Source organism: Mucilaginibacter sp. PPCGB 2223 (assembly GCF_001705515.1).
Taxonomy (GTDB): Bacteria; Bacteroidota; Bacteroidia; order Sphingobacteriales; family Sphingobacteriaceae; genus Mucilaginibacter.
Window position 1 is genome coordinate 144,952 of sequence record NZ_MDJS01000004.1, and the last position, 12,070, is coordinate 157,021.

General features: G+C 46.9%; 9 protein-coding genes and 1 tRNA gene. 5 read left to right on the forward strand and 5 right to left on the reverse strand.

The genetic code is table 11. The annotated features are described in order from the left end of the window. Positions 1-125: 125 nt before the first annotated feature. The 3 genes from BEL04_RS18940 (at position 126) to BEL04_RS18950 (ending at position 3,650) form a co-directional block, all read left to right on the forward strand. Entirely contained in the window at positions 126-719 is a 594-nt protein-coding gene (locus BEL04_RS18940; protein WP_066006412.1) for a HupE/UreJ family protein, read from the forward strand. 30 nt (positions 720-749) lie between these two features. Beyond that, positions 750-3,116 carry a M1 family metallopeptidase gene (locus BEL04_RS18945; protein ID WP_066006414.1) on the forward strand — a complete coding sequence of 789 codons (2,367 nt, stop codon included), beginning with the start codon at positions 750-752 and terminating at the stop codon, positions 3,114-3,116. Positions 3,117-3,278: 162 nt separating this feature from the next. Continuing rightward, positions 3,279-3,650 carry a response regulator gene (locus BEL04_RS18950; RefSeq protein WP_066006416.1) on the forward strand — a complete coding sequence of 124 codons (372 nt, stop codon included), beginning with the start codon at positions 3,279-3,281 and terminating at the stop codon, positions 3,648-3,650. On the opposite strand, the gene recO is transcribed toward BEL04_RS18950, so the two are convergent. Next, positions 3,642-4,367 carry a DNA repair protein RecO gene (recO, locus tag BEL04_RS18955; RefSeq protein WP_066006418.1) on the reverse strand — a complete coding sequence of 242 codons (726 nt, stop codon included), beginning with the start codon at positions 4,365-4,367 and terminating at the stop codon, positions 3,642-3,644. The genes BEL04_RS18950 and recO overlap by 9 nt on opposite strands. Continuing rightward, complete coding sequence (locus BEL04_RS18960; protein ID WP_066006420.1) at positions 4,357-4,722, reverse strand: diacylglycerol kinase family protein; 366 nt, start codon at positions 4,720-4,722, stop codon at positions 4,357-4,359. The genes recO and BEL04_RS18960 overlap by 11 nt, the downstream gene beginning before the upstream one ends. Positions 4,723-4,830: 108 nt before the next feature. Here BEL04_RS18960 and BEL04_RS18965 point away from each other — a divergent pair, with 108 nt between their 5' ends. Then, the gene (locus BEL04_RS18965) at positions 4,831-7,176 is read left to right on the forward strand and encodes an RND family transporter (RefSeq protein WP_066006422.1); all 2,346 of its coding nucleotides are present in this window, start codon (positions 4,831-4,833) and stop codon (positions 7,174-7,176) included. Positions 7,177-7,852: 676 nt separating this feature from the next. On the opposite strand, the gene BEL04_RS24450 is transcribed toward BEL04_RS18965, so the two are convergent. Further along, positions 7,853-7,964 (reverse strand) — tRNA-Asp (locus BEL04_RS24450). Positions 7,965-8,116: 152 nt separating this feature from the next. Here BEL04_RS24450 and BEL04_RS18970 point away from each other — a divergent pair. After that, on the forward strand, positions 8,117-8,593 hold the full coding sequence (locus tag BEL04_RS18970; protein ID WP_066006424.1) for an Lrp/AsnC ligand binding domain-containing protein: 477 nt from the start codon (positions 8,117-8,119) through the stop codon (positions 8,591-8,593). 4 nt (positions 8,594-8,597) lie between these two features. Here the strand turns inward: BEL04_RS18970 and BEL04_RS18975 are convergent, their stop codons facing one another. Together BEL04_RS18975 and BEL04_RS18980 are read right to left on the reverse strand one after the other, a co-directional pair. Beyond that, positions 8,598-10,856: a Tex family protein gene (locus BEL04_RS18975; protein WP_066006426.1), complete on the reverse strand. Its 2,259-nt coding sequence runs from the start codon at positions 10,854-10,856 to the stop codon at positions 8,598-8,600. 129 nt (positions 10,857-10,985) lie between these two features. After that, on the reverse strand, positions 10,986-11,969 hold the full coding sequence (locus BEL04_RS18980) for a pyruvate dehydrogenase complex E1 component subunit beta (protein ID WP_066006428.1): 984 nt from the start codon (positions 11,967-11,969) through the stop codon (positions 10,986-10,988). Between the last annotated feature and the right edge of the window lie 101 nt (positions 11,970-12,070).

Here is a 12,070-nt window from a genome sequence, read left to right on the forward strand (position 1 = left end):
AAACCGACCAATAAGTAACAATATAATAGATGTTGCTGCAGCAAAGCGTTCATAAGCCGTTCAAAATTTAATAATGCAAAAAAAGGGTTTAATTTTAACATTTTAAACGTTAACCGGCTCAATCCTTGCTTACTCAATACTTATCCGATTTTTCGTTCTATTTCAGGATAGGCTGGCACCATATCATCAGTGCCGATGCACTCGATCATCAACTGTTTATTTTATCCCTCGTTGCCATTTATACTTTTCACAATATCAGGCAAATACTTATCCTGGTTACGGCATTTACAATCGGGCACTCGTTAACGCTAATTTTGAGCGTATTGGATGTTGTCCGCTTCTCAAATCATTGGGTCGAATTCCTGATCCCCTGTACCATTTTGATTACTGCACTCAATAATCTGCGTTTAGCTGGTTTAAAGCCACAAACCATCAGTATAAATTATTATCTTGCGCTAAGTTTCGGGCTGATACACGGGATGGGCTTTGCCAATTCGATCCGTATCATGCTGGCGCACGATCAAACCATCGGCTGGGGCCTTTTCGGCTTCAACTGCGGCTTGGAAGTCGGGCAGATAGCCGTAGTATCCATCATATTGATAATCACGGCCGTGGCATTAAACTTTTTTAAAGTTGCACGCAGAGATTGGGTGATATTTCTATCATCCGCAACTTTTGCGCTCTCCTTAAAAATGGCGCTCGAACGATTACCGCTTTAAATAACTGACCTCTTGATAATTAACAGTAAAATGAAAAAACTATTTACTCTTTTATTCATTTCTATTACCACAACCTGCTTGCTCCGGGCGCAGGATATTCAAAACAACCCAGGCAGCAATCATGGCAACAAATTCGAGCAGTTAGGCAGCGTTTTAAGTACACCTAACGAACAACGCACCGCCAGCGGCGCACCCGGCGCAAAATACTGGCAGCAGCGTGCCGATTACGACATTAAAGCCAGCCTCGACGAAAAGAACCAGAAACTCACCGGCAGCGAAACCGTAACCTATTTCAACAACTCGCCCGACCCGTTGACCTACATCTGGCTGCAGCTCGACGAAAATCAGCACAGCAATATCGATAACGCCAATTATCAAAGCAGCACTACCATGCCCAAAGGCGGCATGCCCGCTCTGACCGAAGAAGGCGATAACGGCTATGGCGATAAAATAAGCAGGCTTACCGATGCCTTAGGCAAACCGCTGAGCTATACCATCAACAAAACCATGATGCGTATCGACCTGCCTTATACTTTAAAACCCGGTCAGCAGTTTATTTTTAAACTCGACTGGAGCTATAAGATCAGCAACCGCATGGTGCTGGGCGGCCGCGGCGGCTACGAATATTTCCCCGAAGACGGCAACTACCTCTTCACCATGACGCAATGGTACCCGCGGCTGTGCGTTTACAGCGATTTCCAGGGCTGGCAAAACCACCAGTTTACCGGCCGCGGCGAGTTTGCCTTAACTTTCGGTAATTTTAAAGTACAGGTAACTGTCCCTGCCGATCATGTAGTAGGCGGTACCGGCGAATGTATCAACTATGCTGGAGTATTAACACCTGGCCAGTTAGCTCGCTACAACAAAGCCAAAACTTCAATATCACCTGTCGAGATCGTAACACTGGCCGACGCAAAGAAAGCCGAAACCACCAAAAGCGAAGCTAAAAAAACCTGGGTATTCGTGGCCAACAACGTGCGCGACTTCGCCTGGACATCTTCCCGAAAATTTATCTGGGATGGTATGGGCGTCAATATCGGCGGCAAGCAGGTAATGTGTATGAGCTATTACGGCAAAGAGGCTTATAACCTTTGGAGCAAATATTCGACCAAGGCCGTAGCACATACAGTTAAAACCTATTCGCACTTTACTTTCGACTACCCCTACCCGGTAGCGCAAAGCGTTGAAGCCTCTAACGGCATGGAGTATCCGATGATCTGCTTCAACAACGGCCGCACCGAAAAGGATGGCACTTACAGCGAAGCCACTAAAAATGCCATGCTGGGTGTGATTATCCACGAAGTTGGTCATAACTTTTTCCCGATGATCGTCAACAGCGACGAACGGCAGTGGACCTGGATGGACGAGGGCCTGAACTCGTTCGTGGAGTACCTGACCGAAGAGTTGTGGGATAATAAATTTCCGACCAAACGCGGCCCGGCTTACCTGATCACCGATTATATGAAGCTGCCGAAGAACGAGCTGGAACCGATCATGACCAACTCCGAGAACATCGTCCGTTTCGGCCCGAATGCTTATAGTAAACCCTCAACCGCATTAAATATCCTGCGCGAAACCATTATGGGCCGCAAGCTGTTCGACTATGCGTTTAAGGAATACTCCCGCCGCTGGGCCTTTAAACATCCTACACCGGCCGACTTTTTCCGCACCATGGAAGATGCCAGCGGCGAGGATCTCGACTGGTTCTGGCGTGGCTGGTTCTACGGCACCGATGCCTGCGATATTTCGCTCGACTCGGTTAAAGTTTCGCGACCGGATTTCAGCAATTCGATGGCAGAGCATAAAGGCCTGCCTGTTGCGCCTGCTTATTTAAAACCGCTGTTACCCGCCTTCGACGATATCAGCAAAGTACGTAACCGCGAGGATGCCAACATTAAATTTTACACTGATCGCGATACCTCAACCCAGGATTTTTACTGGAAATATGCCCGTGGTATTGTTAAGATCGATACAGTAAACTTTAAACCGGTTCCGCGTAAAGCGCCCGCACCGGCAGGTGATTTTACTGATGAAGAAAAAGCAAAATATGCGGGCAAATATTTTTACGAACTGTCGTTCAGCAACAAAGGCGGTTTAGTAATGCCGATCATCGTTGAATTTACCTTCGCCGATGGCACCAAAACCATCGACCGTATACCGGCACAGATATGGCGCCTGAACGAAAAGAACGTAACCAAATTCTACGTACAAAGCAAAGAAGTTACAGCCATCCGCTTAGACCCGATGCGCGAAACCGCCGACATCGACGAAAGCAACAATTACTGGGGTAAAGTGCCACAGCCATCAAAATTCGAGATGTTTAAACAACGTGCAGCCGCTGCACGAGGTCAGTCTACCGGTACCAACCCAATGGAAGTAGCCGCCGCTCAAAAATAAAAAGCTGCAAAGGTGCCGTTGCCAAAACAAAGCAACGGCATCTTTGTTAACGTTTAACCAAGCTGATAATTTATTGGATTATCAAGGTGACTTGTATTTTCATACAGAATAAATAAACTTTGTGCACCACCTTTACGTAAAACCATCAACCTGATCTGAGCAATGCCCGATAACTCCGCTAAAAGTATTATCATTTTCGACGATGATGACGATATCCTGTCCATCTGTACATATATTTTAGAAGAACAGGGCTGGCAGGTACATACCTTTGGCGATTGCAATGATATCGTGAACAAAGTATCGGGCATCAAGCCTGATGTGATCCTGATGGACAACTGGATACCCGACGTAGGCGGCATTACAGCTACACGCACGCTCAAAAGCTCCGACGAGTTGCGGAACATCCCGGTTATCTATTTCTCAGCCAATAACGATATCCAGGTATTGGCCAGCGATGCCGGTGCGGATAACTTTTTAGCCAAACCTTTCGATATCGACGAGCTCGAACGGGTGATCAACAGCGTTTTAGCCTAATACTTCTTCCAGTATTTCGTGCGAGTACACATTGCCGAAGTTTTCGATGTGGAGCGCATAATACTCCAGTATCTTGGCTATCAGGTAACGGCGCTCGTCGTTACCCAACTTTAGTTCGTGCAGGTTCTCGAACGAGTATTGCAGCAGGTTTTTAAAATTTTGTGTATGCGGTGGCGACAGGTACAGCACATGGTCGGGCTTGTAGCGTTTAAAAACGCCTTCTTTCAGGTCGAAGTAATCCGCATCGGTATTGATGTTACTTTCCGGGTAAAATCCCAGGTATCGCGTAAGCTTTACTAAAAATAACAGGTGAAAGTTAGCGATACCCTTATCCTGGTGCTCCAGCCATTCAATCCCGTGAAAAATAAAGCTGAACAGGTTTTCGTCGGTAACCTGGTGTTTTACCGCTTTATACAGCACCTCGTTCAAAAACATCACGATCGAAGTTTTCGCCACATCGTAGGGGATGCTTTGCAGGTGCGGGTCGTTCTTCAGTTCGGATACGCGCTGGATATTTCCGCTCGCTTTATGATAGACCACCAGGTCGAGCAGGTGCAAGGGCTGCAGCATGTTACGGCTTATCTTAGCTCTCGGCTTTTTTACTCCGTTGATGATGTACGACTGCAACCCGAATTTTTCAGTCAGGATCTGCACCACCACGCTGCTCTCGCCGTAATCGGTAGTTTTAAAAACGATGCCCCGGGTTTTATGCAGCATAAAATAACGCGATGAGTTTGGGTAAGAAGATAACGCATCCCGCAACTATGGCAAAAAAGGCTGTGATAGTTACGGCTGCTGCCGATACATCCTTTACATGGCCGGCTTTTTCGTTCCAGCCGGGCGAGATCATGTCGGTCAATATCTCGATCGCTGTGTTAAGCAATTCGGCAGTGAGTACCAGGGCAATGCTCATAGTTACCCACAGCCAATCGTTGGTCGAAATGCGCAGGTACCAGCCCAACAGCAACGCTATCGCCGTAGCGCATAGATGTATGCGAAAGTTGAGCTGTGTTTTTGCAGCATAACTCAAACCCTGGAAGGCGTATTTAAAACTTTTGAATAGTTTTCTCATTCTGCCTTAATGCTGATGCAAATTATGATTTTGTCACAATATCGTTCTTTAAATCGGGCTTTAAAGCAAATTTCGTAGTTTTGCCGCCGCTTACCGAATATTGTGTAAATGATCTGGAAAAAACTCGCCTCCCTGATTCTCAAAAATCGCCTGATAATCCTGCTCTCGGTATTGATATTCTGCTCGTTTATGGGCTTCGAGGCCGGTAAGGTAAAGCTCACCTATAATGCCGGTAAAATACTCCCGGTAACCGATTCGGCCTATATCCGCTACACCCAGTTTCGCAAAATGTTCGGCGAAGATGCCACCGCGATGGTGATCGGCGTTAAAACTCCTCAGCTCTTTAAAAAAGATTTTTTTAACGATTGGTACCAATTGGGCAACGATCTGAAAAAGATCAAAGGCATCAGCGCGGTGATATCCGTTGCCAATATTTACCAATTGCAAAAAGATACCGTGGCGCATACCTTCGCTGTAAGGCCTTTGGTAACGGCGCCCCTGCCAGCACAAAAAGTAGTCGACAGTATTAAACAAATCATCTTTTCGCAGCCATTTTACAGCCAGCTTATTTTAAGCGGCGACAGGCAGGCGTCGCTCATGGCCGTATCGTTCGACCCTAAAGTGGTGAACACACCGGCACGCAGTAAGATACTGGATACCATTTTACAGCGCGCCAGGCAGTTCGGCGTAAAATATAATACTCCCATTCATTATTCAGGGCAGCCCTACATCCGCACCATCATCAGCGATCTCGTCTCACACGAGTTCAGCTTGTTTTTGGGTTTATCGCTGGCTATTACTTCGCTTATCCTGCTTATCTTTTTCCGTTCGTTTTATTCGGTTATCTTTCCGGTTATAGTAGTAATTTTAGGTGTGATATGCAGCCTGGGCCTGCTGGTATTAAACCATTACAACATTACCCTGCTTACTGGCATTATCCCACCACTGATCGTGATCATTGGTATACCCAACAGTATCTTCCTGCTCAATAAATATTACCGCGAGTACGGCCTTACCGGCGATAAAATGCAGGCACTGCATACCGTGATCGAAAAAGTGGGCATTACCACCTTCATTGCCAACGTGACTACCGCCATAGGCTTTGGCGTATTGTGCTTCACCAACAGCCAGATATTAACAGAGTTCGGCCTGGTGGCATCCATCAGTATTATGCTCACTTTCGTGCTTACACTGATCCTGATCCCGATCATCTTCAGCTACCTGCCTGCGCCGGGCAAAACACAAAGCGGCATTAAGGACCGTAAATTTATGCAGCAGCTTTTGGTGAAAGTTGATTTTATAGTACACAATCATCGCAGGGCTATTTACGCGGGTACAATTATTATTCTCATCATAGGCGGCTATGGCTTATCGCGGATCAGGGTAAACAGTTACCTCATCGACGATCTGCCTCAGAGCAGTACAACCCTGACTGATCTGCATTTCTTCGAATCGAACTTTAAAGGCGTGCTGCCATTAGACGTCGCCATCGATACCAAACATAAAAACGGGGTGATGAACCTTGGCGTGATCAACAAGATCGACCGTTTGGAGACCCTGATCTCGTCGTACCCGGCGTTTAGCCGTTCTATCTCGTTAACACAGGTGCTTAAATACTCCACCCAGGCATTTTATGGCGGCGACAGTAGTTTTTACCGGCTGCCAAACAGCATGGAACAGAATTTTATTTTAAGCTATGCGGCCAACAGTGGCAAAAGCACCAATATGCTGCACAATTACCTGGATACCACCAAACAGATTACCCGCGTAAGCTTCCAGATGGCGGATATCGGTTCGGCTAAACTGAACAGACTATTTGAGGAACTGCAGCCGCGTATCGATTCGATATTTAATCCTAAAAAATACCATGTTGAGCTAACTGGTTCGAGCGTAATATTTGTTAAAGGTGCCAACTACATGGTTAAAAACCTGTACCAGAGTTTGGCGCTCGCCATATTCCTGATCGCAATGGTGATGTGGATCCTGTTCAGGGGCTTTAAGATGGTACTGATCTCCATACTGCCTAACCTGATACCATTAGTTATTACCGCCGGCCTGATGGGCTTCTTAGGCATCCCATTAAAACCGTCGACCATTCTGATCTTCAGCATAGCGATGGGTATCTCATCCGACCAGACCATTTATTTTTTAACCCGCTACCGCCAGGAACTGAACATGGGCAGCAAAACCATTTCCCAAATCGTATCCGATACCATCCGCGAAACCGGCATCAGCATGATCTATATCGCTACCATCCTGTTCTTCGGCTTCGGTATCTTCGCCGCCTCGACCTTTGGCGGTACCGTGGTGCTGGGCATTTTGTTATCATTTACCCTGCTTACCGCGATGATCTGTAACCTGACGCTGTTACCGGCTTTCCTGATTAGCTTTGAGAAGAGTATCAAAGGCAGGAAACCTGTAGTGACGATAGATGCTGCTGCGCAGGATTTGTAATGGTGGCGGTAACCCTACCCCAAAGTTTGCGTTAGGGATAGCCCGGCCCCAGGCAACGCCCCTATAATAATGATTGAAGGATTGAAAAGTGACCTGCGAGGCTGCTCCGCATATCGGGGACTGCTTTGTACCTCGCAATAACGCTTTAAGATAAATTCGAAAAGGCATGGTTTTCCTGAGCTCCTTTAAAAACAAACAACAGCTAAAAATTCGAAATCAACAACTGCTACTGCCAGTGCTTCTGCTACTCTCTTAGCGCCTCCGCGCCTTTGCGTGCAATATGCCTTGGCTTATATATCGTATACTTTTCCTGAGAGATTGCCACGTCATCGCTGCTTTCAGCGTGCTCTTCCTCTCAATGGCATTTTGATCAGAATGGTGGAAACCCTGCAAAACAGTAAAGCCTCCTGATGGGCAGGAGGCTTTTACTAACCAATTATAAACCTAAATTATGAGAAGAGGCTGTAGGAGAAGGGGTCGAACCTTCACAGAGTGGTTATTCTTATTGCTAAGAGTTTCCCATTATCTCCGCCACCGCGACAAGGAGGTGTGTCTGCCAAATTTCACCACCCTACAGTATTGTTGTTTTGATTTAGTCTTGAGCCATGAGCCTTAAGTCATGAGTCTTTTTTGATGACTCCGGACTAATGACTCCAGACTCCGGACCGGAAATCAGCTGTTGGGGAAGGAGTCGAACCTTCATGGAGTGGTTAGCCCGCTTCGGGTTTCCCATGCTCTCCGCCACCGCGACAAGGAGGTGTGTCTGCCAAAAATTTCACCACCCAACAATATAGTTTTTATAAGAACCGGATTAGCTTTAGGTTTTTGCTTGTTACAAATTTAATAGGCTTACCAATTCCTTACAAATTTTTTAACAAAATATTTGTATTTTTATACAATTTTTAATTAAACTTGTATTTAGCTAAACATTTAAAAATTTATGTCACACAAAAAAGCCCAGAATTTAGAAATTGATAATTTGGACATCCAAATTTTATCAATATTGATGAAGAATGCGACTACTCCATACACGGAGATCGCTAAAGATCTGATCGTTTCTGGCGGAACTATCCACGTCCGTATGAAAAAGCTCGAAGAGATGGGGGTGATTAAAGGCGCCAACCTTGAGGTTGATCCGCAAAAGCTGGGCTATGACATTTGTGCTTTTTTGGGCATCTACCTGGAGAAGGGTTCGCAATATAACGAAGCTGTAAAGCAGCTAAAGAATATTAAAGAGATCGTCGAGCTGCATTACACTACCGGCGGCTGGAGTATTTTCGCTAAAATTGTTTGCCATGATACCAACCACCTGCGCGAGGTATTAAACGAGCAGATACAAAGCGTAAAAGGTATTCAGCGTACAGAAACCTTTATTTCGTTAGAGGAAAGCATTAAAAGACAGATAACGCTTGACTAAACGCTTACTTAAACTTGCCTTTTAAGGCGGCTAACTTTATTGCCATATCTGTTTCCGGGATGTGCCTGTCGGTTTGTTTTTTCTGAGCGACGGGTGCATTCTTCACAAACTCCTTTTTCGCTCCCGGCTCCCTTATCTCGTTCTCTTTCATCGATAGGGAAATACGTTTCCTGTCGGCATCAACGCCTGTAACCGTAACTTTTACCTTCTGGCTTACTTTCAATACCTCGTTCGGGTCTTTAATAAACCTGTTGGTGATCTGGCTCAGGTGCACCAGGCCATCCTGGTGAACGCCTATATCCACAAACGCGCCAAAATTGGTGATATTGGTTACCACACCCGGCAATACCATGCCCACTTTCAGGTCGCTGATGGCATTGATACCTTCGGAGAATGCAAAAGCTTCAAACTGCTCACGCGGATCGAGGCCTGGTTTGGCCAGCTCGGCCATAATATCGTGCAGGGTTGGCAAGCCTACGGTTTCGGTAACATATTTTTGTAATGGGATGCGTTTGCGCAACTGATCGTCTTTCATCAGGTCCTTCACCGTGCAGCCCATGTCTTTAGCCATTTGCTCTACCAACGCATAGCTTTCGGGGTGCACGGCGCTGGCATCGAGCGGGTTTTCGGCATTGCGGATGCGTAAAAAGCCGGCGGCCTGCTCAAAGGCCTTATCACCCAGGCGGGCCACTTTTTTCAGGTCAAAGCGGCGTTTAAACGCACCGTTCTGGTTGCGGTATTCAACTATGTTTTGAGCCAGTTGCGGGCCAAGGCCCGATACATAAGCCAGTATTTGTTTGGATGCGGTGTTCAACTCTACTCCAACCGCATTCACGCAGCTCATTACGGTATCGTCCAAACTGGTTTGCAGTTTGATTTGGTCGACATCGTGCTGGTACTGGCCCACGCCGATTGATTTCGGGTCGATCTTCACCAGTTCGGCCAGCGGGTCCATCAGCCTGCGGCCGATAGATACCGCGCCACGCACGGTCACATCTTTATCCGGGAACTCTTCGCGCGCCACTTCGGATGCCGAATAGATAGACGCACCGCTTTCGTTCACCATCACGATGGTCGTACCCGAAATGTTCAGGCCGCGAATAAAAGTCTCCGTCTCGCGGCCGGCAGTACCGTTACCAATGGCAATGGCTTCGATGTTGTGTTTTTCGCAAAGATGTTTAACTGTCTTTTCGGCCTCTGTAACACCTCCGGCGCCAGTGTGCGGGTATATGGTGGCATTATCCAATAACTGCCCTTGCGCATCCAAACAAACCAGTTTACAGCCTGTACGGAAGCCCGGATCGATAGCCATAACACGTTTTTGCCCAAGCGGGGCGGCCAGCAATAACTGGCGGGCATTTTCGGCAAAAACCTTGATGGCCTCTTCATCGGCCTTCTTTTTGGTGAGCAAACGTACTTCAGTCTCCATCGACGGCTTAAGCAAACGTTTGTAACCATCGGCCACAGCCAGGCTGACCTGCGCAGCGGCCTCATTGCGGCCTTTTACAAACAGGCTCTCCAAAGTGTTGATAGCTTCATCTTCGGGCGGGAGCAGGTCGAGGTACAATATCTCTTCCTTTTCGCCGCGGCGCATGGCCAGTATCCGGTGGGACGGGGCCGACTTAACCGGCTCGTTCCATTCAAAGTAATCCTTATATTTTATCCCTTCCTGCTCCTTACCGGGGATCACCTTACACTCAAAATTGCCTTTGTCAACAAACAGCTTACGTATTTTATCCCTGGCTTCCACGCTTTCGCTGATGGTTTCGGCGATGATATCCCTCGCACCTGCCAACGCCTCTTCGGCATTGTTCACGCCTTTTTCTTCGCTGATGTATTTACCGGCTTCCAGTTCTACATCCAGTTTGCCCTGCTCAAGCAGGATATCTGCCAGGGGCTGCAAGCCTTTTTCGCGCGCGGCCGTAGCCCGGGTTTTGCGTTTTGGGCGATAAGGCAGGTAGATATCTTCCAGCAAAGTCATGGTTTCGGCTTCATCGATCGCTTTGCTCAGTTCGGGCGTTAGCTTGCCCATATCGGTGAGTGATTTGATGATAGCTTCCTTGCGTTTATCCAGGTCGCGCAGTTGTTGTATGCGGTCGCGGATGGCCGCCACGGCAACCTCATCCAAAGCGCCGGTTGCTTCCTTACGGTAACGGGAGATGAAAGGTACGGTAGCGCCTTCGTCTAACAAATCGACAGTGGCATTTACCTGTTTTTCGGCAACGGATAGTTCGGAAGCTATTTTTTTATAATGGGATATCATCTTAACAAATTGAGGTTACTAATTTGGCGGTATCGCACGAAAGTGCCAAAAATGGTTTTCAACAAAAAGGATATAAAAACAAAAAGCCCTCCCGAAATATCGGGAAGGCTTTCAATATTGATAGGCTCATTACTTAGCCACGTACATTACCTCTTTAACTGCTTTAACTACGCGATCAGCATTTGGTAAATACTCTTGTATCAAAGTCGGTGCGTAAGGCAGCGGAACGTCGCCACCCATAATGCGCAGGATGGGCGCATCCAGGTAATCGAAAGCATCTTTTTGTACTTTAAAAGCTACCTCGGTTGCAATAGAGCCTAATGGCCAGCTTTCTTCAACGATTACCAAACGGTTGGTTTTCTTAACGGATTCGATCACGGTAGCATAATCGATAGGGCGAACGGTACGCAGGTCGATCACTTCGGCGCTGATACCTTCTTTAGCCAGCTCCTGTGCAGCAGCAATAACCACTTTCATGATCTTACCAAAACCTACCAAAGTAACATCGGTACCTTCGCTTACTACTTTAGCTTTGCCTAATTCGATATAGTAAGTTTCTTCGGGCACTTCACCTTTATCGCCGTACATTAACTCCGATTCCATGAAGATAACCGGATCAGGATCCAGTATTGATGATTTTAACAAGCCTTTCGCATCGTACGGGTTCGAAGGAACCACCACTTTTAAACCCGGGCAGTTTGCGTACCAGTTTTCGAAGCACTGGCTGTGCTGAGAGCTTAACATACCTGCGTTACCGGTAGGGCCGCGAAACACGATCGGTACCGAAAACTGGCCGCCGCTCATCGACATCATTTTGGCAGCGCCGTTGATCACCTGGTCGATAGCCACCAGCGAGAAGTTAAACGTCATGAACTCGATGATCGGGCGCAGGCCGTTCATGGCCGAACCGATACCTATACCGGCAAAACCTAACTCAGAGATAGGCGTATCAATAACACGTTTGGCACCGAACTCATCCAGCATGCCCTGGCTAACTTTATAGGCACCGTTGTATTCGGCAACTTCCTCACCCATCAGGTAAATCTTATCATCTTTACGCATTTCTTCGACCATTGCTTCGCGAAGTGCTTCTCTGAATTGTATTTCTCTCATTATGTGTTAAATCATGTATTTTTTTAGCGACAGCAAATATAGTGAGTAATGTTTATAATGCAACTGCTGCAAACGCCCATGCCATGTAAATTTTATAATAT

What these genes read in the sequence shown, in the direction of transcription:
- BEL04_RS18945 (WP_066006414.1), top strand. Translation starts at nt 750, where the DNA reads ATGAAAAAACTATTTACTCTTTTATTCATTTCTATTACCACAACCTGC.
- BEL04_RS18950 (WP_066006416.1), top strand. Translation starts at nt 3,279, where the DNA reads ATGCCCGATAACTCCGCTAAAAGTATTATCATTTTCGACGATGATGAC.
- recO (WP_066006418.1), bottom strand. Translation starts at nt 4,367, where the DNA reads ATGCTGCATAAAACCCGGGGCATCGTTTTTAAAACTACCGATTACGGC.
- BEL04_RS18960 (WP_066006420.1), bottom strand. Translation starts at nt 4,722, where the DNA reads ATGAGAAAACTATTCAAAAGTTTTAAATACGCCTTCCAGGGTTTGAGT.
- BEL04_RS18965 (WP_066006422.1), top strand. Translation starts at nt 4,831, where the DNA reads ATGATCTGGAAAAAACTCGCCTCCCTGATTCTCAAAAATCGCCTGATA.
- BEL04_RS18970 (WP_066006424.1), top strand. Translation starts at nt 8,117, where the DNA reads ATGTCACACAAAAAAGCCCAGAATTTAGAAATTGATAATTTGGACATC.
- BEL04_RS18975 (WP_066006426.1), bottom strand. Translation starts at nt 10,856, where the DNA reads ATGATATCCCATTATAAAAAAATAGCTTCCGAACTATCCGTTGCCGAA.
- BEL04_RS18980 (WP_066006428.1), bottom strand. Translation starts at nt 11,969, where the DNA reads ATGAGAGAAATACAATTCAGAGAAGCACTTCGCGAAGCAATGGTCGAA.